This is a genomic window from Guptibacillus hwajinpoensis (assembly GCF_020524165.1).
GTDB lineage: Bacteria > Bacillota > Bacilli > Bacillales > Guptibacillaceae > Guptibacillus > Guptibacillus hwajinpoensis_D.
Genome location: NZ_JAIVKU010000001.1, coordinates 1 through 24,245 on the forward strand (window position 1 = coordinate 1; position 24,245 = coordinate 24,245).

Annotated in this window: 23 protein-coding genes and 1 rRNA gene; 15 read left to right on the forward strand and 9 right to left on the reverse strand. The window is 40.4% G+C overall.

From position 1 onward, the window contains the following. The 8 genes from LC090_RS00005 to dnaA form a co-directional block, all read right to left on the reverse strand. Positions 1 to 92: ribosomal RNA gene (locus LC090_RS00005) — 16S ribosomal RNA — on the reverse strand; the annotation flags it as partial. 302 nt (positions 93 to 394) lie between these two features. After that, on the reverse strand, positions 395 to 2,953 hold the full coding sequence (gyrA, locus tag LC090_RS00010; RefSeq protein WP_226654100.1) for a DNA gyrase subunit A: 2,559 nt from the start codon (positions 2,951 to 2,953) through the stop codon (positions 395 to 397). Between the two features lie 124 nt (positions 2,954 to 3,077). After that, the gene (gene gyrB / locus LC090_RS00015) at positions 3,078 to 5,006 is read right to left on the reverse strand and encodes a DNA topoisomerase (ATP-hydrolyzing) subunit B (protein WP_226654102.1); all 1,929 of its coding nucleotides are present in this window, start codon (positions 5,004 to 5,006) and stop codon (positions 3,078 to 3,080) included. A gap of 69 nt (positions 5,007 to 5,075) precedes the next feature. After that, positions 5,076 to 5,357, reverse strand: a complete 282-nt coding sequence (gene remB, locus LC090_RS00020) for an extracellular matrix regulator RemB (RefSeq protein ID WP_425590614.1) — start codon at positions 5,355 to 5,357, stop codon at positions 5,076 to 5,078. A gap of 6 nt (positions 5,358 to 5,363) precedes the next feature. After that, on the reverse strand, positions 5,364 to 6,482 hold the full coding sequence (gene recF, locus LC090_RS00025) for a DNA replication/repair protein RecF (RefSeq protein ID WP_226654107.1): 1,119 nt from the start codon (positions 6,480 to 6,482) through the stop codon (positions 5,364 to 5,366). A 14-nt stretch (positions 6,483 to 6,496) separates the two neighbouring features. Then, positions 6,497 to 6,709 (reverse strand): S4 domain-containing protein YaaA, encoded by a 213-nt coding sequence (gene yaaA, locus LC090_RS00030; RefSeq protein ID WP_224591230.1) that lies wholly within the window; start codon positions 6,707 to 6,709, stop codon positions 6,497 to 6,499. A 193-nt stretch (positions 6,710 to 6,902) separates the two neighbouring features. Beyond that, positions 6,903 to 8,045 carry a DNA polymerase III subunit beta gene (gene dnaN / locus LC090_RS00035; RefSeq protein ID WP_159780740.1) on the reverse strand — a complete coding sequence of 381 codons (1,143 nt, stop codon included), beginning with the start codon at positions 8,043 to 8,045 and terminating at the stop codon, positions 6,903 to 6,905. Between the two features lie 196 nt (positions 8,046 to 8,241). Continuing rightward, positions 8,242 to 9,594: a chromosomal replication initiator protein DnaA gene (gene dnaA / locus LC090_RS00040; RefSeq protein WP_226654108.1), complete on the reverse strand. Its 1,353-nt coding sequence runs from the start codon at positions 9,592 to 9,594 to the stop codon at positions 8,242 to 8,244. Between the two features lie 712 nt (positions 9,595 to 10,306). Between dnaA and rpmH the strand changes: the two genes are divergently transcribed. The 13 genes from rpmH to LC090_RS00105 all read left to right on the forward strand — a co-directional run bounded on the left by rpmH (position 10,307) and on the right by LC090_RS00105 (position 21,480). After that, positions 10,307 to 10,441 carry a 50S ribosomal protein L34 gene (gene rpmH, locus LC090_RS00045; RefSeq protein WP_048311109.1) on the forward strand — a complete coding sequence of 45 codons (135 nt, stop codon included), beginning with the start codon at positions 10,307 to 10,309 and terminating at the stop codon, positions 10,439 to 10,441. Positions 10,442 to 10,518: 77 nt separating this feature from the next. Continuing rightward, complete coding sequence (rnpA, locus tag LC090_RS00050) at positions 10,519 to 10,893, forward strand: ribonuclease P protein component (protein WP_226654109.1); 375 nt, start codon at positions 10,519 to 10,521, stop codon at positions 10,891 to 10,893. Beyond that, the gene (yidD, locus tag LC090_RS00055) at positions 10,890 to 11,111 is read left to right on the forward strand and encodes a membrane protein insertion efficiency factor YidD (RefSeq protein WP_226654110.1); all 222 of its coding nucleotides are present in this window, start codon (positions 10,890 to 10,892) and stop codon (positions 11,109 to 11,111) included. The genes rnpA and yidD overlap by 4 nt, the downstream gene beginning before the upstream one ends. A gap of 57 nt (positions 11,112 to 11,168) precedes the next feature. After that, a complete protein-coding gene (gene spoIIIJ, locus LC090_RS00060) occupies positions 11,169 to 11,936 on the forward strand; it encodes a YidC family membrane integrase SpoIIIJ (RefSeq protein ID WP_226654111.1) in 768 nt (255 codons plus the stop codon). Beyond that, a complete protein-coding gene (jag, locus tag LC090_RS00065; protein WP_226654112.1) occupies positions 11,933 to 12,553 on the forward strand; it encodes an RNA-binding cell elongation regulator Jag/EloR in 621 nt (206 codons plus the stop codon). The genes spoIIIJ and jag overlap by 4 nt, the downstream gene beginning before the upstream one ends. Before the next feature lie 277 nt (positions 12,554 to 12,830). Beyond that, positions 12,831 to 14,207: a tRNA uridine-5-carboxymethylaminomethyl(34) synthesis GTPase MnmE gene (gene mnmE / locus LC090_RS00070; RefSeq protein ID WP_226654113.1), complete on the forward strand. Its 1,377-nt coding sequence runs from the start codon at positions 12,831 to 12,833 to the stop codon at positions 14,205 to 14,207. Positions 14,208 to 14,231: 24 nt separating this feature from the next. Next, on the forward strand, positions 14,232 to 16,115 hold the full coding sequence (mnmG, locus tag LC090_RS00075) for a tRNA uridine-5-carboxymethylaminomethyl(34) synthesis enzyme MnmG (protein ID WP_226654115.1): 1,884 nt from the start codon (positions 14,232 to 14,234) through the stop codon (positions 16,113 to 16,115). Positions 16,116 to 16,133: 18 nt separating this feature from the next. After that, positions 16,134 to 16,847 (forward strand): 16S rRNA (guanine(527)-N(7))-methyltransferase RsmG, encoded by a 714-nt coding sequence (gene rsmG, locus LC090_RS00080; protein WP_226654117.1) that lies wholly within the window; start codon positions 16,134 to 16,136, stop codon positions 16,845 to 16,847. A 117-nt stretch (positions 16,848 to 16,964) separates the two neighbouring features. Next, positions 16,965 to 17,804 carry a nucleoid occlusion protein gene (gene noc, locus LC090_RS00085; RefSeq protein WP_226654118.1) on the forward strand — a complete coding sequence of 280 codons (840 nt, stop codon included), beginning with the start codon at positions 16,965 to 16,967 and terminating at the stop codon, positions 17,802 to 17,804. 149 nt (positions 17,805 to 17,953) lie between these two features. Continuing rightward, positions 17,954 to 18,715, forward strand: coding sequence for a ParA family protein (locus LC090_RS00090; protein ID WP_226654119.1), 762 nt, complete (start codon positions 17,954 to 17,956; stop codon positions 18,713 to 18,715). Next, on the forward strand, positions 18,708 to 19,553 hold the full coding sequence (locus LC090_RS00095; protein ID WP_226654120.1) for a ParB/RepB/Spo0J family partition protein: 846 nt from the start codon (positions 18,708 to 18,710) through the stop codon (positions 19,551 to 19,553). The genes LC090_RS00090 and LC090_RS00095 overlap by 8 nt, the downstream gene beginning before the upstream one ends. 54 nt (positions 19,554 to 19,607) lie before the next feature. Continuing rightward, positions 19,608 to 20,753 (forward strand): aminotransferase class V-fold PLP-dependent enzyme, encoded by a 1,146-nt coding sequence (locus LC090_RS00100; protein ID WP_226654121.1) that lies wholly within the window; start codon positions 19,608 to 19,610, stop codon positions 20,751 to 20,753. Positions 20,754 to 20,766: 13 nt separating this feature from the next. Next, positions 20,767 to 21,480 carry a DUF554 domain-containing protein gene (locus LC090_RS00105; protein ID WP_226654122.1) on the forward strand — a complete coding sequence of 238 codons (714 nt, stop codon included), beginning with the start codon at positions 20,767 to 20,769 and terminating at the stop codon, positions 21,478 to 21,480. A gap of 64 nt (positions 21,481 to 21,544) precedes the next feature. Here LC090_RS00105 and yyaC read toward each other — a convergent pair whose 3' ends face one another. Then, positions 21,545 to 22,174, reverse strand: a complete 630-nt coding sequence (yyaC, locus tag LC090_RS00110) for a spore protease YyaC (protein WP_226654124.1) — start codon at positions 22,172 to 22,174, stop codon at positions 21,545 to 21,547. Positions 22,175 to 22,299: 125 nt separating this feature from the next. Between yyaC and LC090_RS00115 the strand changes: the two genes are divergently transcribed. Further along, a complete protein-coding gene (locus LC090_RS00115) occupies positions 22,300 to 23,322 on the forward strand; it encodes a YkvI family membrane protein (protein ID WP_226654126.1) in 1,023 nt (340 codons plus the stop codon). A 43-nt stretch (positions 23,323 to 23,365) separates the two neighbouring features. Further along, on the forward strand, positions 23,366 to 24,232 hold the full coding sequence (locus tag LC090_RS00120) for a mechanosensitive ion channel family protein (RefSeq protein WP_425590616.1): 867 nt from the start codon (positions 23,366 to 23,368) through the stop codon (positions 24,230 to 24,232). Positions 24,233 to 24,245 lie beyond the last annotated feature (13 nt).

Genomic DNA, 24,245 nt, shown 5'->3' on the forward strand with positions numbered 1-24,245 from the left:
TCAGGGAGCAAGCTCCCATCTCTTCGCTCGACTTGCATGTATTAGGCACGCCGCCAGCGTTCGTCCTGAGCCAGGATCAAACTCTCCGATAGAAAGCTTAATCTAGCTTTTAAAACAATGTTTGTTTCCGTAGAAACAACTACTTACATGGCGTTTCGTTCAGTTTTCAAAGAGCAATTTGTTTCTTTCGTTTCCGCCGTTGTTTATCGGCGACTTAAATAATATATCATGTATTGCACTGTCTCGTCAACACTTTTTCAAAAGTTTTTAAAACCAATTTATGAAGGTTTTGGAGACGCCGTCAAAGCGACGGAATTACATCTTACCATCTGCTATTGTTTTATGCAATAGAAATAAACAAAAAAAGAAGAGGATTTCTCCTCTTCTTTAAAAGTTATTCTTCTTCGGTTGTAGAACCGTTACTTTCGTCATCTTCCGGGACTTCCTCAGCTTCAACCTCAATGATCTCTTGATCACTTCCAACAGTAGCTTCAGAATCTTCACTGTCTTCCCCTTCGATGCCCTCTTCATTAATCTCCACTTTCGCGACCGTTGCGACAGAGTCTCCTTCAGAGATACGGATTAATCTCACACCTTGCGTGTTTCTTCCAGTTTGAGAAATATCCTGTACATCGATACGAATAATAACGCCACTCTCCGTAATGATCATACATTCTTCTTCAAGCGTGACAGTTTTTAGAGCTGTTAGCACACCATTACGCTCAGTAAGGTTACACGTCTTGATTCCTTTACCACCTCGTGTTTGAACCCGATACTCTTCCACAGGTGTTCGTTTACCGAATCCTTTATCCGTCACAATAAGAACATCCTGGTTTTCATCTAGAATGCCAATACCAACAACTTGATCGTTTTCTTGTAACGTGAGTCCTTTAACACCAGTTGCTGTTCGGCCCATGGATCTAACGTCCTCTTCATGGAAACGAATCGCCATTCCTTGTTTTGTTCCCATAATAAGTTCCTTTGATCCATTTGTCAGACGAACCCCCATTAGCTCATCATCTTCTTTAAAGTTGATAGCAATGAGTCCACCTTTGCGGATATTTGCAAAAGCAGAAAGCGGCGAGCGTTTGACAACACCCTGCTTCGTCGCAAAGAAGACAAACCAATCATCGACGAATTCTTCTATAGGAATAATCGCAGTAATATATTCATCTTTTTCAATTTGTAGTAGATTGATAATCGGGATGCCTTTCGCTGTTCGACTGAGTTCAGGGACTTCATATCCTTTTAGTCGGTAGACTTTACCTTTATTCGTAAAGAACAGAATAGTATTATGGGTTAACGTTGTAAATAAGTGTTCAACGAAATCGCCATCGTTCGTACCCATTCCCTGAATTCCACGACCGCCACGTTTCTGACTACGATACGTATCGATTGGTAAACGCTTGATGTAGCCTTTGTGCGTTAAGGTAATGACGATATTCTGCTTAGGGATAAGATCTTCATCCTCAATCATATCGAAACCTACTGTGATTTCAGTACGACGTTTGTCAGCAAATCTTTCTTTAACTTCTGTTAGTTCTTCGCGGATGATTTCAAGAACTTTCTCTTCATCAGCAAGAATGGCTTTTAGCTCAGCAATTCGCTTCATTAATTCTTGATATTCAGATTCAATTTTATCTCGTTCTAGACCCGTAAGACGCTGAAGTCTCATATCAAGGATGGCTTGAGACTGATCATAGCTTAATGAGAACTTCGTCATGAGACCTTCTCTAGCGATATCCGTTGTCTCAGAAGCACGAATCAACTTGATTACTTCATCTAGGTGATCAAGTGCAATTCGTAAACCTTCTAAAATATGAGCTCTTGCTTCCGCTTTGTTTAGCTCAAATTGTGTTCTTCTTCTAATAACAACCTTTTGATGCTCGAGATAGTGTTCAAGACATTCTTTCAGTGTTAATACTTTCGGCTGTCCATCTACTAACGCAAGAGTGTTAATACCAAAACTCGTTTGAAGGGCTGTTTGTTTATATAAGTTATTTAAAAGAACATTTGCATTTGCATCTTTACGGACTTCAATCACGACTCGCATACCTGTACGGTCAGATTCGTCACGTAGATCGGTGATACCTTCAATCTTCTTATCACGAACGAGCTCTGCAATTTTCTCAACAAGACGTGCTTTATTTACCTGATAAGGAAGCTCAGAAACTATGATTGTTTTCTTTCCATTGCTGAATTCCTCAATTTCAGCTTTTGCACGCTGAATGATTGAACCTCTCCCAGTTGTATAAGCTTTGCGAATTCCCTCACGTCCCAGAATCTCAGCAGCTGTTGGGAAGTCTGGTCCAGGAATAAACTCCATTAGTTCAGGAATGGTTATCTCAGGGTTTCGACTTAATTCTAAGATCCCTTCAATCACTTCCCCTAGGTTATGCGGTGGAATATTTGTCGCCATTCCGACTGCGATACCCGAAGCTCCGTTTACTAGCAGATTCGGAAATCTTGCTGGAAGAACGATTGGTTCCTGCTCAGAACCATCATAGTTGTCCTGATAATCAATCGTATCTTTGTTAATATCTCGCACCATTTCCATTGCGATCTTGGACATTCTTGCTTCTGTGTAACGCATTGCAGCTGCTGAATCGCCATCAATAGACCCAAAGTTTCCGTGTCCATCTATCAACATATTGCGATAGCTGAAGTCCTGAGCCATACGTACCATTGTGTCATATACAGCTGAATCACCGTGTGGGTGATACTTACCAATAACTTCTCCTACAATACGTGCCGACTTTTTATAAGCCTTATCAGAAGTCATACCAAGGTCATTCATGGCATACAAAATACGACGATGTACCGGTTTTAAACCATCTCGTACATCAGGAAGAGCACGACTCACAATAACGCTCATCGCATAATCCATGAAGGAGGTGCGCATTTCCTGACTAATATTTATTTCTTTAACTCTCGATCTTTCCATATCAGACATACGGAAAACCTCCAATTATACTCTTGTTCATCTCATAACATTTAGCTCAAGATCTTTTGTTGTTTCAATCAAAAAAACGCTTTTAACAGAAGAAAAGGGGGGATATCCCCCTTTGATGTGTCTCTTACACGTCTAAATTCTTTACGTAATGAGCATTGTCTTGAATAAAGTTCCGTCTCGGTTCAACACGATCTCCCATTAGCATATCAAACACTTCATCCGCTTCAATGGCATCCTGCAGTTCAACCTGTAGCACCGTACGTGATTCAGGATCCATCGTTGTTTCCCAAAGCTGTGTTGGATTCATTTCTCCAAGACCTTTGTAGCGTTGAATACCCGGCTTAGGGTTTTTCGGAATTTCTTCTAAAATAACATCAAGCTCACGGTCATTATAAGCATACGTTACCTTTTTTCCTTGAGAAACTTTATAAAGTGGTGGCTGAGCAATATAAACATATCCATTTTCAATTAATGGGCGCATATAGCGATAGAAGAATGTTAATAAGAGCGTTCGAATATGTGCACCATCAACATCGGCATCCGTCATGATGATTAACTTATGATAACGAGCTTTTGATAAATCAAAATCTTCTCCTATACCAGTTCCTAGTGCCGTGATAATGGCTCTAATTTCATTGTTTGAGAGGATTTTGTCTAAACGCGCCTTTTCGACATTTAGAATTTTACCTTTCAACGGTAGAATGGCCTGGAAATGGCGGTCCCGACCCTGTTTTGCAGATCCACCCGCTGAATCACCCTCAACAATATAAAGTTCTGAGATAGATGCATCTTTAGAGGAACAATCCGCTAGCTTACCAGGAAGTGCACTGACTTCAAGTGCTCCCTTTCTTCTTGTTAATTCCCTTGCTTTCTTAGCTGCAGCACGCGCTCTTGAAGCCATAAGGCCTTTTTCAACAATTTGTTTCGCAACGAGAGGATTCTCAAAAAGGAAAGTAGAAAACTTCTCTCCAAAGATCGACTCGGTAATCGTACGCGCTTCCGCATTTCCAAGCTTTGTTTTTGTCTGACCCTCAAATTGCGGATCAGGGTGCTTAATCGAAATAATGGCTGTTAGACCTTCACGTACATCGTCACCTGTTAAGTTAGGATCCGTTTCACGGAATAGGCTGTTTTTTCGTGCATAGTCATTGATAACACGAGTAAGAGCCGTTTTAAAACCGTACTCGTGACTCCCGCCTTCATGCGTGTTGATGTTATTTGCAAAAGAATAGATATTACTAGCAAACCCGTCATTATATTGAACAGCGATTTCTACAGAAATTCCTTCACGTTCCCCTTCTACGAAGATTGGCTCTTCGTGCAGTGCTTCTCGGGAACGATTCAAATGTTCAACGTAGGATTTAATACCACCCTCATAATGATATTCATTGCGCTTCGTTTCTTCAGGACGCTTGTCCTGTGCGACAATCTTAATGCCGCGATTTAAAAAGGCAAGTTCTCTAAGGCGGTGAGCAAGAATATCAAATTCATACTCTGTTGTTTCAGTGAAAATCTCGTTATCCGGAATAAAGTGAATGGTTGTGCCTGTTATTTCGCTTTCCCCAATCACTTTAAGATCTTCATCAGGTACACCGCGGGTATAGCTCTGGTAATAAACTTTTCCTTCTCGCTCTACTGTAATTTCCAGCTTGGAGGATAAAGCATTTACGACAGATGCTCCTACACCGTGCAGTCCGCCAGAAACTTTATATCCGCCGCCGCCAAACTTACCGCCGGCATGCAGTACGGTCATAATGACTTCAACTGCAGGACGACCCATCTTTTCCTGAATTCCAACCGGGATCCCTCGCCCATTATCTTCAACCGTAATACTGTTATCCTTTTCAATACTTACAGTAATTTGCGAACAGTAACCTGCAAGGGCTTCATCAATACTGTTATCGACAATTTCCCATACAAGGTGATGCAGTCCACGGCTACTCGTTGAACCGATGTACATACCCGGGCGTTTCCGAACAGCTTCGAGTCCTTCAAGAACCTGAATCTGACTTTCATCATAACTTTCTTTATTAGACTGTTGCTCTAATGTCATATTGTTCACCTACATTTCTCTATCAAAGATAGACTCAATTCAGCTTGCTGATGATCAGACAACCTGGTTTTAAGATGATTCGCCATTTGATGTAACTTCCACACTGTCTGATATTGTGTAAGCACGTCTTTTAAGTGTGAGTGAAGATAAAGGGGACAAATAGACCATATCAGTCGTAATAACGATTGATTTCGTTAAATCACCACCGATGTCTTCTACTAGCCTGTCTTTTTGATGGCGATGCAAAAATTCACTCGTGATCTCTGCTTCCTCCATAACTTGCCAATCAAAGATCCCAACAACATCTCTCGATTGGACGACAACGTCCTCTCCTAAGTGTATAAACAACACTTCACCTCATTTCACCTTTTCGATTAGCCCTTCTTGGACTTGAAAAGTCGTCGCTTTTTCAAGCGTTTCATGATGAATGCCTTCCACGCTCGTTGTTGTCACAAACGTTTGTACTTTTCCTTGAATTGTATTTAAAAGATGCGACTGTCTAAAATCATCTAACTCCGACAGTACGTCATCGAGTAGAAGTAAAGGATATTCGCCTACTTCACTGTGAATCAATTCGATTTCAGCGAGCTTTAAGGATAAAGCAGTTGTTCGCTGTTGTCCCTGAGATCCATACGTTTGAACGTCCTTTCCGTTTACAAAAAACGACAAATCATCTCGATGCGGTCCCGCGAGCGTGACACCACGCTCCACTTCTCTCTCTTTAATTTTATCAAACTTTTCCTTATATCCATCTACTATTTTCGACAAATCCGTTGGTTCTGATACCTCAACCGTCGGATTATAATGGATTTCGAGTTTCTCTAGTCCTCTACTAATCCCATAATGAATCGGTTCAGCCCACTGTTGCAAGAGTTGAACGAATCGAACTCGACGTATATAAATATTCGCAGCAGCTTCGATTAATTGTTCGGTCAAAATATCCAGCATGACATAATCGGGATTCTTTTGATAGCGCAACGTTTTCAATAAGCTATTTCGCTGCTGAAGAAGCTTCAAGTATCGTCCCAAATAATAAAGATAAACGGGTTGAACCTGGCCAATTTCAATATCTATAAACCGTCTACGAACGCCAGGATTACCTTTAACCAAATTGAGATCCTCTGGTGCAAACATGACAACATTCATTGCGCCAATGTAATTACTGAGCTTCTGCTGTTCCAATTGATTTAGTTTGGCTTTCTTACCTTTTTGGGAAATAACCAGTTGGAGGGAGAGGGGACCATTTCGTTTTTCAATTCTACCTTCTATTTTAGCATATTCCTCATCCCAATTGATTAATTCTTTATCTCTTGGTGTACGATGGGACCTTGCCATAGCAAGGACATAGATGGCTTCCATGATGTTCGTTTTTCCTTGCGCATTCTCGCCCAGAAAAACATTCACGTTGTTTTCAAACTGAAGTTCTTGCTTACGATAATTTCGATAATTCGTTACTTTTAATGTGTTTAGATGCAACGGGATACCCCCATTCAGCTAGATACAACAAACTCTCCTACTCCAGGAATCATGACTGTATCCTGGTTGTAGAGTTTTCTGCCACGCCGGTCTTCTAATTCTCCGTTTACATAGACCTCATACTCTGACAGAAACCATTTTGCCATTCCGCCTGTATTAATCACCCCAGCTTCCTGAAGAAGTTGTCCAAGAGTGATATATTCTTTAATTAATTTAATTTCATTCATGTTCGTTCACCTCATTTTCCTCCTGCTCTATCTTACTATACCGAGTTTGAAGGTAGACAATAGTTTATTATAACTCTTTTTTAACTAAAACGCATGAATAATTGAGTGGAAAATTTGTAAAGAGGCTAAAAAACAGAAAGCCGCTGGAAGTAAACTTCTCAGCAGCCTCATGATCTTTATATTTTTTTAAAAATTAATAAGTTCGGACAGGAAGAATCAACTGCATAATCGCAGCCCCTTCAATTGGTTTAATCAAGAAAGGTCTCATCGCACCAGTAAAACTAATATTCACTTCATTGGAGTCCATTGACCTGAGGGCATCCATCATATATTTGGCACTGAATGAAATTTTCAGTTCTTCTCCATCAAAGGAATGAGATTGCACCTGTTCAATAACCTTACCAATTTCAGGTGAATTGGATGAAATCTCTAGAGTTGACTCTTCAAGGCTCGCCAGTTTTACAACGTTGTTTCTTCCCTCACGCGCAAGAACGGAAGCACGATCAATTGCTTGTAACAATTCTTTGGCAGAAACCGTTACATTCGTTTTGCTTTCATTTGGGATCAATCTGCTTGTATCCGGGTAGTTTCCGTCAAGAAGTCTTGAGAAGAAAAGAATATGATTCGATTTAAATAAAATTTGGTTTTCAGTAACCGTTATATCAACCAGCTCTTCGTTATCATCAATGATTTTTGATAACTCACTTAGGCTTTTTCCTGGAATAACAACATTCGAAAATGAAAGGTCATTACCATTTGGCTCAACTTTAACCGTTCTAAGCGCAAGTCTGTGGCTATCTGTAGCAGTACAGTTGAGCTCACCATCTTCTAACTTCCAGTTTACACCTGTCAACACCGGTCTAGTTTCTGAAGTTGAAACAGCGAAAACTGTTTGTCTAATAATGTTTTTAAGTAAATCCGCTTGAATCTGAAATCCTTCTTGCGCTTCCACTTCTGGCAGACGAGGATATTCTTCTGGGTCTAAGCCGTTCAGGTTAAATTCTGAAGAACCAGAACGAATTCGTGTTGTTAAACTATCGTGAACTTCGATTTCGACTTGATCACCTGGTAGTTTTTTAACGATATCAGAAAAGAAACGAGCTTGAAGTACGATGCTTCCCATCTGAGAGATTTCAACAATTTGTTTATCATTTTCTTCTGAGGGAATGAAACATTCGATTGAAATATCTGAGTCAGAACCCGTTAACGTAACGCCTTCATCACTTGCTACAATTTTGATCCCGGTAAGAATCGGTATAGTTGTTCGTGAAGACACAGCTTTCATTACATCGGATACGCTTGATACTAAATAATCTCTTTCGATCTTGAAACGCATAATTGACCTCCTAAATAAATGACTCAGATTATATAATTATTACTTAAAAATATCGTAGTCTTACTAGTAGGGGCTGTGAATGTGTGGATAAGTGTTCACGAACCCATAAGAGATAAGTTATCCACTTGTGGACAGTGTGTGAGTAACTGTATGAAATTGTACACACTCTATTAACCGCTATCCACAAAAAAAGAGTTTACCCGTTTTTTAATTGTTCAACGATATCTTGCAATTTCTTCTGAAAAGCTTGATCAGAATCCACTAGTTTTGAGATCTTCTCATGAGCGTGAATAACTGTGGTATGATCTCTTCCCCCAAACTCTTCTCCGATTTTCGGAAGCGAAAAGTCTGTTAGCTCCCTAGAAAGGTACATGGCAATTTGACGTGGAAATGCCACAGATTTTGTTCTTTTCTTTGCTGCGAAATCTTCGAGTTTTACTGAAAAATGATCGCCTATTACCGTTTGAATATCATGAATTGTAATCACTCGCGGTTTTGAAGATGGAATAATGTTTTTTAACGCTTCAGCTGCAAGATCTGCATTCATATCTTGATTTATTAAAGAAGAATAGGCTACCACTCGAATAAGAGCACCTTCAAGTTCGCGAATGTTCGTGTCAATTTGATTGGCTATATAGAGCATCACTTCATTTGGTATATCGAGACCTTCCGCTTTTGCCTTCTTTCTAAGAATGGCAATCCTTGTTTCGAGATCAGGAGGTGTAATATCCGTAATTAACCCCCATTCAAAGCGGGACCGAAGGCGATCTTCCAACGTAGGGATTTCTTTAGGCGGTCGATCACTAGAAATGACGATTTGCTTACTTTCTTCATGAAGAGCATTAAAGGTATGGAAAAACTCCTCTTGTGTTTGTTCTTTTCCTGCCAGGAATTGAATATCATCAATTAGCAGTACGTCTACATTACGATACTTATTGCGAAAATTAACCGTCTTATTATCACGAATCGAGTTAATAAATTCGTTTGTAAACTTCTCAGATGATAGATAAACCACTTTTGCATTCGGATTATGCTCAATGACATAGTGTCCAATTGCGTGCATTAAATGGGTTTTTCCAAGTCCAACTCCCCCATATATAAATAGCGGGTTATATGCTTTGGCTGGTGCTTCTGCTACGGCTAGAGAAGCAGCGTGCGCAAAGCGATTCCCTGATCCAATCACGAACGTATCAAACGTATATTTCGAATTAAGCACGCTCTGAGGGTGTTCTTCATGGGCTGGATTCGCTTTAGGCTTTTTTTTCATAGCTTGTTCAAGGTCCAAATCAGCATCGGACTGATTTTGAGGAATAATGAACTTAGCTTGTAATTCACTTCCGGTCAGCTCAAGCAACGTCTCCGTTATTAAACTTGAATATCGTGACTCCAGCCAGTCTCTAGCGAACTCGTTAGGGGCAGTAATAATGATTGTGTCGCCTTCCATTCGATTTGCAGAAGTCGACTTAAGCCAGGTTTCAAAGCTTGGCTTACTTAATTTTTTTTCGATTTCGGATAGAGCCTGTTGCCAGAGATCCGTGATGTTATCCAACGAAGTCCCTCCTTTTGTTCAAAAATATCTAACTAGGGAAAGCAAGTGAAACTGTTATAGATAATGGTTAGATCAAACAGCCGCTAACGCTTTTCCCCAAAATAAAAACAGGCTGTAATCGCTGACGATAGTCGCCTAATGTGCCAACGTACAACCTTTGTACAATCATTTGAATATTCACGAATAATTATACTATCCACAGTATCGAAGCAGATCATATAATATAGAAGAAAGTCGAATTATCGACTATGTTCACAGTGTTGTGGACACGATGAATAACACCTCTTAATAACTGTCCACACTTTTATCCACAGACTGTGGACTAGTTTTGTTGTCGCTAATCTTATTCACGAGTTAAAACACAAATATCATAACAAAAGAATAGCTTGTTTGCAATGTTTTTCGGGTGGTTATCCACAGAGCGCATATCTTGTGGATTGGAACTGTCCACAGCACTAGATTTTGTGTAGAACCTGTCGATAAGTGATGTGAATAAGTGAAAAGTGTCGAAATGAGTTATCCACATGGCCTTTTGTAGAGTTTTCGTTAATGATTTTTTGTTGCGGACAAGCTCGTGGATCATCTGGTTATTGGAAGAGGAGATTTATAAGAATGTCTTTTTATTTTAATTAAACTTGACAATTCACCCCCTCTTTTCTTATAATTACTTGGACTGTCTTTATACAGTTTATCCTCAGGGAGGTGTAATAGAATGAAAAGAACGTTTCAACCAAACACACGTAAACGTAAAAAAGTTCACGGTTTTCGTGCACGTATGAGCTCAGCTAACGGACGCAAAGTTCTTGCTCGTCGTCGCCGTAAAGGTAGAAAAGTATTGTCTGCATAGACCACTGATCATCAGTGGTCTTTTTTTAAGATAAGGTTTATAATATGCTTATCCAAGTAACACTGGGAGTGTGCGGATTGAACAGCAACTACCGGATTAAAAAGAATTCTGAGTTCCAGAAGGTTTTTAAGAGTGGGAACTCAACTGCAAACAGACAATTTGTTGTGTACGTATTAAAGCGAAATGATCAACCTCAATTTCGACTGGGTCTTTCAGTAAGTAAACGGATCGGCAATGCGGTTACAAGAAATCGTGTGAAGCGACTCGTAAAAGAATCCTTCCAACAACTTTCCGATCAAATTAAGTTTCCTTATGATTTTGTCGTTATTGCTCGAAAACCTACTTCAGAGATGAGTTTTGAAGAAGTAAAGAGTAGCTTAATTCATGTGCTGAATCGCGCACGTGTATTAAGAGGAGGGAAACAGACTGATAAAGGAAGGGATGTTAAATGAAAAAAACGGCTATGATGCTGATTCGCGTCTACCAGAAGTTTATTTCTCCATTAACTCCCCCATCCTGTCGTTTCTATCCATCTTGTTCTCATTACAGTTTTGAGTCTTATCAGAAGCATGGTTTTATGAAAGGTTCATGGTTGACCATTAAAAGAATTTTAAAATGCCATCCATTTCATCCTGGAGGTTTTGACCCCGTACCGGATAAAAGAAACTAGTGGTATGCTTTTACTACATAAATTATTGTCGAGATATGATTGCAAGGAGGATGAAGCGTGAGGAAAAAACTAACCCTCGCATTTCTATTAATTGGTCTCGTTGCGGTCCTTTCAGGCTGTAACATTAATGAGCCAATTAACGCAGAAAGCACAGGATTTTGGAGCGAATATATTGTTTATCCATTATCTATGACCTTAACATTTTTCGCTGATTTAACGGGTGAGGGGAATTATGGTCTTGCGATTATCATTGTAACGATCTTAATTCGACTTCTACTGCTTCCGTTAATGATTAAACAAACGAGAAGTTCGAAAGCTATGCAAGAACTGCAGCCAGAAATGCAGAAGCTTAAAGAAAAATACAGCAGTAAAGACCAGAAGACGCAGCAGCAGCTTCAACAAGAAACGATGCAACTCTTTCAACAGAATGGGGTTAACCCGCTTGCTGGTTGTTTGCCAATCCTGGTTCAAATGCCGATTCTATTAGGTTTTTACCATTCGATTATGCGTACAGAAGCAATTGCTACACATAACTTCCTGTGGTTTAGTCTCGGTGATCCAGATATTATCCTGGCATTAACTGCTGGTCTAACAACATTTATTCAACAAAAAATCATGATGGGTAGTGGCGGTACGGTGCAGCCTCAAATGAAGATGCTCCTATACGTTATGCCGATAATGATCATTGTCTTTGCCATTAACTTCCCTGCAGCACTTGCGCTTTACTGGGTTGTAGGTAACATCTTTATGATTGCGCAAACTTACTTTATTACGAAACCTACCATTAAAACCGCTGATACGAATATGGAGGGAGCGAAGAAGTGAGAAGCGTTACGGTAACGGGGAAAACGATTGAAGAGGCCATTCAAAATGCGCTCAATCAAATCGGAACTGTTCAAGAAAATGTTGATGTTGAAGTGTTAGAAGAGCCTAAAAAAGGATTTTTAGGCTTTGGAGGAAAGCCCGCCCGCATTAAAGTCATTGAAAAACCCGACATCCTGGAGCAAACAAGGGCTTTTTTAGAAAAGGTCATTCGCAATATGGGAGTTGAAGCCAGTATTGAAGGTAGAAGAGATGATCGCGATCTTTTCTTTACGTTATCTGGCGAAAAAATTGCAATTGTGATCGGGAAACGTGGCCAAACTCTTAATTCTCTGCAATATTTAACAAATCTTGCCGCAAATCGATTTTCTGACCGATTTGTCCGGGTAGTTCTTGATGCTGAGAACTACCGTGAAAGACGTGAAGATACGCTGAAGAAGCTAGCAGATCGTCTTGCAGACAAAGCGATGGTTACGAAAAAGGACATACAGCTAGAACCGATGCCGTCGCTTGAACGAAAAGTCATCCACCTTTATCTAAAAGATAAAAAAGGGATTACCACTCACTCAGATGGAAAAGATCCACACCGACGTGTGGTTATTGTTCCGCGTAATAAATAATCGAAAACCTTCGGGCCATTAGCCCGGAGGTTTTTTTGAGGAAAGATGTGTTTCCCTCGTTTTATTATTCAATTCGCATTCTTATGCGGCACGTTGCAATAAGCATCCTTATTTCTTTTTTCGTGAAAATCGGTTACACTAAAAGGTATTGTGGATTAGTCTGTCACTTTTAGGCTGGTAGTTATCCACTGTGGATAATTGGTTAAACTAATAACACCTATTAATAGATAGAAACTTTAATAAAAGAGACGAAGTGTGGATAGAGAGGTGAATGTAAGTGGAATATGAAACAATTGCTGCGATATCGACTCCAATGGGTGAAGGAGCGATTGCGATTGTCCGACTTAGCGGGGAAGAGGCCATTAAGATAGCGGATCGATTATACAAAGGAAAGCAGCCACTTGAATCTGTTGATACGCATACGATTCACTATGGGCATTTGATTGATCCAGATACGGAACAAACTGCTGAAGAAGTAATGGTTTCAGTAATGCGAGGTCCTCGTACGTTTACTCGTGAAGATATTGTTGAAATTAACTGTCATGGAGGTCTCGTTTCTGTTAATCGTGTCCTTGAATTGGTTCTGCGTGGTGGAGCGCGTCTTGCGGAACCAGGCGAATTTACAAAGAGAGCCTTTTTAAACGGCCGTATCGATTTATCGCAAGCCGAAGCCGTTATTGATTTAATTCGAGCGAAAACAGATCGGGCAATGAACGTTGCTTTAAATCAGATGGAAGGCCGTTTGTCGACACTAATTGCGTCCTTAAGACAGCAATTGCTTGAAACGGTTGCACATGTTGAGGTGAACATCGACTATCCTGAATATGATGCAGAGGAAATGTCAAAAGATCTCTTAACAACTCAGTTAAAAGAAGTAGAAAAAGAGATTGAAGGAATTCTTGTTACAGCAAGACAGGGGAAAATTTTGCGAGAAGGACTCTCAACGGTTATCGTTGGACGCCCGAATGTCGGGAAATCGTCTTTGTTAAACAGTCTTGTTCATGAGAATAAAGCGATCGTAACTGATGTACCTGGAACAACGCGGGATGTGATTGAAGAGTATGTTAATGTAAGAGGCGTACCATTACGACTAGTAGACACAGCAGGTATTCGAGAGACAGAAGATCTTGTGGAACGAATTGGTGTTGAGCGTTCACGTGAACGTTTAAAACAAGCTGATCTTATTTTACTTGTGCTAAATTACAACGATGAGCTTACGCATGAGGATGAGAAGCTTTTTGAAGCTGTTAAAGGGATGGACGTTATTGTCATTATAAATAAAACAGATCTTGATGAGAAACTTGATTTAGATCGAGTGAAAGAGTTAGCAGAAGAACATCCAATGATTACAACTTCACTTAAGAATGAACAGGGCGTTGATGAACTTGAACAATCGATCTCTGAGCTGTTTTTTGCTGGTGAAGTTGAGTCACAGGATTTAACATATGTATCAAATTCTCGTCACATTGCATTACTAGAGCAGTCGCGAAGAACGCTTGAGGATGCATTAGAAGCAGTTGAATCTGGAATGCCTGTTGATATGGTGCAGATTGATATTACGCGCACCTGGGAGATTCTTGGAGAAATTATTGGTGATTCGGTTTCTGATAGTTTGATCGATCAGTTATTTTCACAGTTTTGTCTTGGGAAATAAGAAGATTAAAGGAGGAATACGGCAATGGGTTACAAAGCCGATTCTTATGATGTTATTGTCGTTGGCGCAGGCCATGCAGGTGTGGAAGCGGGACTTGCTTCAGCAAGAATGGGTGCCAAAACACTCATGCTTACACTTAACCTTGATTCTGTCGCTTTTATGCCATGTAATCCAAGTGTAGGAGGCCCTGCAAAAGGAATCGTTGTGCGGGAAATCGATGCACTTGGTGGAGAAATGGGACGCAATATTGATAAAACGCACATTCAAATGCGTATGTTAAACACAGGTAAAGGACCTGCTGTACGTGCACTGCGTGCACAGGCTGATAAAGTGCTTTATCAAAGTGAAATGAAGAGAACAATTGAAGAACAAGACAACCTCACGCTTTTGCAGGGAATGGTTGAGAAACTAATCGTTGAAGACGGTGTCTGCAAAGGGGTTATTACAAAAACAGGTGCAGAGTATGAAGCGAAGTCAGTCGTTTTAACTACGGGTACATTCATGCGCGGTCGTGTTATTATTGGTGATCTTTCTTATGAAAGTGGACCAAATAACATGCAACCGTCCGTCAACTTGTCTCACCATTTGGAAGAGTTAGGCTTTGAGATGGTTCGCTTTAAGACAGGTACACCACCGCGTGTTAATAACAAATCAATTGATTATAGTAAAACTGAAATTCAGCCCGGAGATGAAAAGCCTCGTGCATTTTCGTATGAAACAACGGAGTTTATTACAGATCAGCTACCATGCTGGTTAACGTATACAGGGGAAGAAACACATAAACTTATTAATGATAATCTTCATCGATCTCCAATGTATTCAGGAATGATTGAGGGTACAGGCCCACGTTACTGTCCATCCATTGAAGATAAAATTGTACGCTTTAACGATAAGCCACGGCACCAAATTTTCCTTGAACCAGAAGGGCGCAATACAAAGGAAGTTTATGTACAGGGTCTATCCACAAGTCTTCCAGAAGACCTGCAGCAGAAAATCCTTAAAACTGTCCCAGGGCTTGAAAATGTTGAGATGATGCGTGCAGGCTATGCGATTGAATATGATGTGATGGTTCCAACCCAGTTATGGCCTTCACTTGAAACGAAAACAGTTAAAAATCTCTTTACTGCAGGACAGTTAAACGGAACTTCTGGTTATGAAGAAGCGGCAGGGCAAGGCATTATGTCGGGAATTAACGCTGCAAGAAATGCACAGGGCCGTGAAGCTGTGATTTTGGATCGCTCACAAGGGTACATTGGGGTTATGATTGATGATCTTGTGACAAAAGGGACGAACGAGCCGTATCGTTTGTTAACCTCACGTGCAGAATACCGACTCCTTCTTCGTCATGATAATGCTGATTTGAGATTAACAGAACTTGGTTACGAAATCGGCATGATTCCTAAAGAGCGCTACGACCGATTTGTAGCTAAGAAAGAAATGATTGAAAAAGAAATGAAACGTCTTGAGAAGGTTGTTATTAAACCGAGCGAACAAGTGAATGCAGTGCTTCCAGAGAAAAGTACGGAATTAAAAGAAGCCATGCATGCAGCTAATCTATTGAAGCGACCGGAAGTAACGTATCAAGAAATTCATCAATTAGCACCCGCTGATTTTGACATTCCAGAAGATGTAGCGGAACAAGTTGAAATCCAGGTGAAATACAGCGGCTATATTAATAAAAGCCTGCAACAGGTTGAGCGTATGAAGAAGATGGATGAGAAGAAAATTCCTGATGGCATTGATTATTATGCGATTGGTGGCCTTGCGACTGAAGCGAAGCAAAAGCTTGATGAGGTGCGTCCACTGTCTATTGGTCAAGCTTCTCGCGTGTCAGGGGTTAACCCAGCTGATGTATCCATTTTGCTTGTGTATATCGAACAAGGTAAAATCGCTAAAATTGCAAAATAATGTACAAGTGGAGGGTCTATGAACGAGCAACAGTTTCAGGAGTTGTTAGAGGAGAACGGAATTAGCCTTTCTCCCAGACAGCTTCACCAATTTCAAACCTACTATGAGATTCTAGTTGAATGGAATGAGAAAATGAACCTGACGGCTATTACGGATAAAGAAGAAGTGTATGAAAAGCACTTCTTTGATTCGATTATGGCCGCGTTCTCATTTGATTTCTCTTCTGATTACCATATTTGTGATGTGGGAGCAGGAGCTGGCTTTCCGAGTTTACCTATTAAGATTTGTTTTCCTCATTTAAACATTACGATTGTCGATTCACTTAACAAACGAATTGGCTTCCTAGAGCATCTTTCTTCAAAACTCGAGTTGGAAAATGTCTTCTTTTATCATGATCGTGCAGAATTATTTGGTAAAAACAAAGATCATCGCGAAAAATATGATGTTGTCACTGCAAGAGCTGTTGCAAGACTGTCTGTTCTTGGTGAATTGTGTCTCCCTCTCGTTAAAACTCACGGCTACTTTGTGGCGTTGAAAGGTCCAAATGTAGAGGATGAGCTGAATACAGGAAAGCAAGCAATTAAGCTTCTTGGTGGAGAAGTCGTCAAGCGAGAAACGCTAACATTACCAGGTGAAAAAAGTGAGCGAAATATCGTAACGATTAAAAAAATTAAAACGACTCCTAAAAAATATCCAAGAAAGCCAGGCACACCAAATAAAAATCCTTTATAATGAAGATGGACTGCATTTGAACGGTTAAGTGTTTCACATGGAACGCTGCAACGATGGAAGGAATTTGTTTTCAGGCAGCGAATCAGTTAAGGAGTCGATTAAAGGTGGTGTTAGGCGATGAAGCATACGTTTTCACGTCTTTTCGGTTTGAACGATGAAAAAAGCGAGACGATGGAAATTGAACAAGAGGAAGTGAAGCAGCTTCTTGTTGAGGATATTATTCCGAACCGTTTCCAACCTCGAACAATTTTTATAGATGAGAGAATTGCTGAACTATCTCAGACAATAAAGACTCATGGAGTTATTCAGCCGATCGTGGTTAGAGAACGTGAAGGCAAGTATGAAATTATTGCCGGGGAAAGGCGCTGGAGAGCAGTCAAGAAGCTTGGATGGGAACGAATTCCTGCAATCGTGAAGGAATTTAATGATTCTCAAACCGCTTCAATTGCATTGATTGAAAACTTGCAGCGCGAGGAATTAACAGCTGTTGAAGAAGCGATGGCTTATGCTCAGCTGATTGAGCTACATGATTTAACACAGGAAAGTCTTGCTCAGCGACTTGGTAAAGGGCAATCAACGATAGCGAATAAGCTAAGATTATTAAAGTTGCCTGAACCGATCCAGCAAGCCCTCTTGCAGAAGAAAATTACGGAGAGGCATGCTCGAGCATTAATTCCATTAAAAAATCCTGATAATCAGGTAAAAGTTCTTAGTGAGGTTCTTGAACGACAGTGGAATGTTAAGCAGACGGAAGAACGAGTAGCCCGTATGTTAGAAGGCACTGTCCAAAAACCTAAGCCGAGAAAAAAATCGGTTAGTAAAGATATGAGATTGGCCGTCAATACCATTCGCCAATCCCTTGATATGGTGACAGAAACTGGTTTAATGATTGATACAGATGAAGAAGACCACGATGAATACTATCAATTTACCATTCGCATACCGAAAAAGAAGTAAACTCATCCACTCGGATGAGTTTTTTATTAACAAAAATGTGATTCCAAGTTGTAGAGAGAAAGTGGACGACAATTGAAAAAAGGATCCAGATAATTGGAAACATGATAAACTAAAGAGAGTACTGTTGTGAATGAGAGTGGGGTGGCAGGTTGGCGAATATTGTGGCGATCGCGAATCAAAAAGGCGGAGTTGGAAAGACGACAACTTCAGTGAATATGAGCGCATGTCTTGCTTATCTAGGAAAGAAAGTTTTACTTGTAGATATTGATCCTCAGGGCAATGCAACAAGCGGTGTTGGCATCGAAAAAGGGGATGTTGAAACGTGCGTTTACAATGTTCTTGTTGATGATGTGGAAGCGGGAGAAGTTATACAGGAAACGATTGTCGAGAATTTGCATGTAATTCCTTCCACAATTCAGCTTGCAGGTGCGGAAATTGAGCTAGTTCCAACCATTTCCCGGGAAGTAAGATTGAAGCGGGCTCTCAATAAAGTTGAAAAAAAGTATGATTATATTATAATAGATTGTCCTCCATCATTAGGACTATTAACCATAAACGCTTTAACTGCGGCAAATGCAGTGCTTATCCCTGTGCAGTGTGAGTACTATGCACTCGAAGGGCTGAGTCAGCTACTGAACACAGTTCGACTTGTCCAAAAGCATTTAAATACAGAATTGAAAATCGAAGGAGTTCTTTTAACGATGCTTGATGCCAGGACAAATCTTGGGATCCAAGTGATTGAAGAGGTTAAGAAATACTTTCAAGAAAAAGTGTATCGAGTGATTATTCCTAGGAATGTACGGTTGAGTGAGGCGCCAAGTCATGGCAAGCCAGTCATAGTATATGATCCAAAATCTCGAGGAGCTGAAACTTATTTAGAACTTGCAAAGGAAGTGTTAGACAATGGCTAATCGTGGTTTGGGTAAGGGGATTAACGCCTTTTTCCCTTCCCAAAATGAGGACGAGGTAGTGAAAGAAATACCAATCAATGAACTTCGTCCTAATCCTTATCAACCGAGGAAGAAGTTTAGTAATGAAGCCATTGAAGAATTGCGCGCTTCGATTGAAACTTTCGGTGTTCTTCAGCCATTAATCGTTCGACAGAGTATTAAGGGGTATGAAATTGTTGTTGGAGAACGGAGATATCGTGCTTCAAAAGAAGCAGGTCTTACAACAATTCCTGCTGTTGTGAAAAAGTTAACGGATCGAAAAATGATGGAAATTGCATTAATTGAAAATCTGCAACGTGAAAATTTAAATCCAATTGAAGAAGCGCTAGCCTATCAAAAATTAATGAACGAAACGGATGTCACGCAAGAAGAGTTAGCTCAGCGCCTTGGAAAAAGCAGGCCACATCTGGCAAATTTTTTGCGTTTGTTGCAATTACCATCAGAAGTGCAGGAGTATATTTCTGAAGGAAAGCTTTCAATGGGACACGGGCGTGCGATTCTGGCATTAAAGAAAAAAGAAGCTCGAAAAACGCTAGCCGATCGAGCATTGGAAGAGAAATTAAACGTTCGACAGCTTGAAAAGTTAATTACACAGTTAAATCAAAACGTTTCACGTGAAACAAAGAAAAATGAAAAATCTGATCCGTTCTTAAAAGAAAAAGAAAGTTCTCTTCGTGAGAAGTTTGGAACATCTGTTTCAATTAAACGATCAAAGAAAAAAGGGAAAATTGAAATTGAATTTTTCTCAGAGGAAGATCTTAATCGTATTTTAGATGTATTAGAAGAAAGTAAGGAATAAGAGCATGAGCTTAGTTCATGCTCTTATTTTAACGAAACGTGATGGGGTGGTAACGTGATATATTTTGATCAAGCGGCATCATCATTTCCTAAACCACAGGAAGTCGTCCAGGCAATGACAGAGGTGATGACGGAGTATGGAGCAAACCCAGGTCGCGGCGGCCACGCTTTATCTCGCCGTGCCAATGACACAATTATCCAAACACGTGAACAGCTAGCGGACTTTTTCGGATTCGACTATCCTGAACGCGTTTGCTTTACCACTAATGCCACTGCGGCACTAAATCAAGCGATTAAAGGGTTTGAATTTGCAGAAGGGGACCATGTTCTAACAACCTCGTATGAACATAACTCTGTGCGCCGTCCCCTAGAATACATGAAAAAAGCTATCGGAATTGAAGTTGATTACTTAAACATAGGGGAAGCGGAGGATTTTGATAGGGAAGCATTTCGCCAAGCGATTCAACCAAATACTAAAATGATCATCGTGTCACACGGATCAAATTTAACTGGCAACATTGTGCCTATTGATGTTATTGGAGAGTTAGCAAAACAAAAAGGAATTACATTTTTAGTAGATGCTTCTCAAACCGCTGGTATACTCCCTATCCACATGAGGGAAATGGGCATTGATTTGTTAGCCTTTCCCGGTCATAAAGGTTTGCTAGGTCCTCAAGGGACAGGTGTGCTTATTGTGGGCGAAGGAATGGAGCTAAATCCTCTGTACCATGGCGGAACGGGGAGTAGCTCAGAATTAATTGGTCAGCCGGATCAACTACCGGAACGTCTTGAGAGCGGTACATTAAATACGCCTGGTATTGCAGGGTTATTAGCTGGTCTAGGCGCTGTAAAAAAGATGGGTCTGCTTGAAATAAGAAAGCATGAACAGAAGTTAACAGAGATGTTGATCAATGGTTTGAAACAAATTGAGTATGTTTTCGTTTATGGTCCCGCTGAACGACTTGGCGTCATTCCTTTTACGATAGAGGGAATTGATGCCCAGGAAATTGCTATTATTCTTGATCAGCATTATCAAATAGCGGTAAGAGCAGGATTGCATTGTACGCCGCTTGGTCACGAAACGATTGGCACGAGCAGTACGGGAGCAGTTCGTTTAAGTGTAGGGCCATATAATACAGAAGATGAGGTTCATAAAGTAATCGAAGCAATAGAAGAAATTGTTGAGGGGTACTTCGGCTGAGGAGATGTAGGGAATGGTGTTTTTAGGTACAGTTGTAAATGGAGTAGCCATTGTGGTTGGTACTTTAATCGGAACATTTAGTAGACGAATTCCAGACAGAACGAAAACGACGATCATGCAAGGACTTGCTCTCGTCATTACCGTGATTGGTCTTCAAATGGCGATGAAAAGTGAACAATTTCTTATCGTCATTGGTAGCCTTGTTCTTGGTGGTATGCTTGGAGAATACTGGGATCTTGAAGGGAAACTCGCAACATTAGGTAGGTGGATTGAGAAGAAAACGGGTGCTTCCTCAGAAGGAAGCGTTTCCCAGGCTTTTGTAACCGCTACCCTTGTTTACGTTGTAGGTGCAATGGCGATTCTTGGTGCACTCGATAGTGGCCTTCGAAATGATCACTCCATTCTATTTACGAAATCACTGATTGATGGCTTTACAGCGATTATGTTTACAGCGACGCTTGGATATGGGGTGTTGTTTTCAGCTATTCCAGTTATGATTTATCAAGGCGTGATTGCTTTATTTGCTTCTCAAATTAATCAACTTGTGCCTCAAGTGCTCCTCGATGCGTTTATTGCAGAAGTGACTTCAGCGGGAGGCATTATGATTATGGCGATTGGCTTGAATTTACTTGGTATCATACATATTCGAGTAGCTAACTTCCTACCTGCTTTATTGATTGCCGCTATTCTTGTCGCTGCTATGACTCTCTTTCCCGCTATTTATTAATTAAATAGATATCAAAAAGCTCATGTTTTGGCCAGGTAGCCGGAACATGAGCTTTTATTCATTGCTAGGGAAGTTGAACCAAATCATCCCCCCAATTGGATGCATTATTCTTTTCAAACGGAATGTCTCTTCCATAAGCTTCAATTGACTCATGAAGGCTGACGGCCATCACATCTGCCATTTTCATAACAAGATTTAATCGTGTATTTTGAAGAACAAAGTATTCCATGAAGCCACTTACATTCACAATACCTGTTAAATGAATGTTTCCTACTTCAGGTAGTTCTTTTTTAACCCCCGCTCCCGGCTTAACTGGACCTTCTCCCGCCGTTATAATACCAACCGAATGAAGACGTCCGAGACAAGCATCAATTCCAATGATAAACGGGCGGGCATGAGCTTTAGCAATTGATTCCATAACCTCATTTAAATTGACAGCATGAACAGGTGATTCAAGCGTACCGTAGACTGTCGCTTTTGGTTGTAGCTGTTCTAATTTAGTACCTACGAGTGGACCAAGTGCGTCTCCTGTTGAACGATCTGTTCCAATACAAACAATAACGATTGAATCCGTTCTTCGTGCTGGTAAAAGTGAGGAAAGTTTCTCACTAAGCGTTTTTATAGCCAGAGTATCCTCATGATGGATTCGATACGCAGCAGGCTTTTTTTGAAAAAACTTGTCTCGAAGATTCATAGGATTCTCTCCTTTGTAATAGTAGTAACAGTATACGGAAATCTGACGTGATCTATACATACAAGATGATTTTTGCGATGTATTTCACTTCGATCGTATAACGAGTAGGCCAGGGAGGGAATGCCATGTTAAGCGGTGGATTGAAATGGCTGTTTCTTATATTAGGAACGATGATCGGCGCTGGTTATGCTTCAGGACGAGAGCTGTGGCAGTTTTTTGGGCATGAAAGTGTACTGGCTATTATGTTGTTTACGATGATGTTCTCCATTTGTTGTTTCGTGATTATGAAAATTAGTTACGAAACGAAATCTACTCACTATATTCCGATTTTGGAGCGACTTGTTGGGAAAAGACTTACCGGTATCTATGATTTATTAATAATCTTGTATTTATTTACGACAACGATTGTGATGTTGGCAGGTGGCGGTGCGACGATGGAAGTGGTGCATCTGCCGTATTGGTCTGGAATTGGCATTCTCGCCTTGCTTGTCGTTATCTTGTTTTTTTGGGATATCAATGGCATGTTATCCATGAATGCCTTCATTCTTCCTCTACTTATTATTTTACTACTGTCTGTTCTGACGCTGTTTATCTATGCTAATCCTTCAGCAATCCTTTTTAATTGGACAAAACAGTCAAATTGGCCGGCTGCATTTACATTTACGGCGCTTAATATTCTCCCGCTCGTTGCAGTTCTTTCGGCCGTTGGCCACCAAATTAAGCATCGAGGAGAAATTTGGATTGCGAGTGTTGGAAGTGGGGTTATTCTTGGAGGGGTTTCGTTTCTCTATAATCAATCGTTAATACAAGTTGCTCATGATTTACTACTATATGAAATTCCACTATTTGCAATATTGAAAAGTTATCCTTATTATATGATTTTAATTATGTCCGTTTTATTATGGTTAGCGATTTATACAACGGCGGTTAGCGGTGTTTTTGGGCTTACTTCAAGATTTCGAGGTTTTCTTGGACTACCATTATGGCTTGTAGCGTTTCTTATCGTATTGATGATGATTCCATTTACGTCGTTTGGTTTTTCAACGTTGGTTGCTTTTTTATACCCTCTCTATGGTGTGCTCAATCTTTATATTTTGGCATCTATCTTGATTTTCCCAGTTCTAAAACGGTATGATTTGTTATCATAACACTAAAAACTGGGAGGGATGATGCTTGGATTGGTTCGAGGCGATGTGGCATTCTGGGTACGACTATTTATCCAATCGTGATCTTTGGGGGAATGTAATCAAAAGAGGATTTACGATCCTTGCCATCATTATCGGAACGTGGATCTTTCTTCGGATCGCAAAATCGGCCCTAGCCCAAATTTTTGCGATCCGTCTGAAAAGTCCACTTCGGTTATCTGAACGGAGAGAAGCAACGCTCATCCGTTTAATTGAAAATATTTTAACCTACGTCACTTATTTTATTGCACTTGTGATGATTTTGAGTGAGTTTGATGTGGATGTACGAACGCTAATTGCTGGAGCTGGTGTCGTCGGTTTAGCTGTTGGTTTTGGAGCCCAGAACCTTGTTCGGGATGTTATTACAGGTTTCTTTATTATTTTTGAGAAACAGTTTTCCGTTGGGGATTATGTGCGTATCTCTGGAGTGGAAGGCTTTGTTGAAGAAATTGGACTACGCGTGACAAAGATTAAAAGCTGGACAGGAGAACTTCATATTTTACCGAATGGTAATATAAATCAAGTGACGAACTATTCTATCCATAATAGTATTGCTGTAGTAGACGTGAGCATTGCATACGAAGAGCAAATTCAAGAAGCTGAAGAAGTGATTATTGAATTATTGGACGAGCTTTACGAGAAATTCGAAGCAATGATTGTGAAGCCGGAATATCTAGGGGTACAGAATCTTGGCGCCTCGGAAGTAGTTCTTCGTATCATCTCTGAAGTACAGCCAATGGAGCATTGGGTAATCGGAAGGGAAATTCGTAAAGCAGTGAAGCAACGTCTTGATGAAAGTGGTATTGAAATACCATTCCCGCGTGTTGTCATGTATCAGCGTGACGAGCAAGGTGAAGTGAAAGAAAAAGCATAGAGGGGGAATCCTT

Bases quoted from the DNA above. Each gene is read 5' to 3' on its own strand.
- gyrA (WP_226654100.1), bottom strand. From the start codon at position 2,953: ATGTCTGATATGGAAAGATCGAGAGTTAAAGAAATAAATATTAGTCAG.
- gyrB (WP_226654102.1), bottom strand. From the start codon at position 5,006: ATGACATTAGAGCAACAGTCTAATAAAGAAAGTTATGATGAAAGTCAG.
- yaaA (WP_224591230.1), bottom strand. From the start codon at position 6,709: ATGAATGAAATTAAATTAATTAAAGAATATATCACTCTTGGACAACTT.
- dnaN (WP_159780740.1), bottom strand. From the start codon at position 8,045: ATGCGTTTCAAGATCGAAAGAGATTATTTAGTATCAAGCGTATCCGAT.
- rpmH (WP_048311109.1), top strand. From the start codon at position 10,307: ATGAAAAGAACGTTTCAACCAAACACACGTAAACGTAAAAAAGTTCAC.
- yidD (WP_226654110.1), top strand. From the start codon at position 10,890: ATGAAAAAAACGGCTATGATGCTGATTCGCGTCTACCAGAAGTTTATT.
- mnmG (WP_226654115.1), top strand. From the start codon at position 14,232: ATGGGTTACAAAGCCGATTCTTATGATGTTATTGTCGTTGGCGCAGGC.
- rsmG (WP_226654117.1), top strand. From the start codon at position 16,134: ATGAACGAGCAACAGTTTCAGGAGTTGTTAGAGGAGAACGGAATTAGC.
- noc (WP_226654118.1), top strand. From the start codon at position 16,965: ATGAAGCATACGTTTTCACGTCTTTTCGGTTTGAACGATGAAAAAAGC.
- LC090_RS00095 (WP_226654120.1), top strand. From the start codon at position 18,708: ATGGCTAATCGTGGTTTGGGTAAGGGGATTAACGCCTTTTTCCCTTCC.
- LC090_RS00105 (WP_226654122.1), top strand. From the start codon at position 20,767: ATGGTGTTTTTAGGTACAGTTGTAAATGGAGTAGCCATTGTGGTTGGT.
- yyaC (WP_226654124.1), bottom strand. From the start codon at position 22,174: ATGAATCTTCGAGACAAGTTTTTTCAAAAAAAGCCTGCTGCGTATCGA.
- LC090_RS00115 (WP_226654126.1), top strand. From the start codon at position 22,300: ATGTTAAGCGGTGGATTGAAATGGCTGTTTCTTATATTAGGAACGATG.
- LC090_RS00120 (WP_425590616.1), top strand. From the start codon at position 23,366: ATGTGGCATTCTGGGTACGACTATTTATCCAATCGTGATCTTTGGGGG.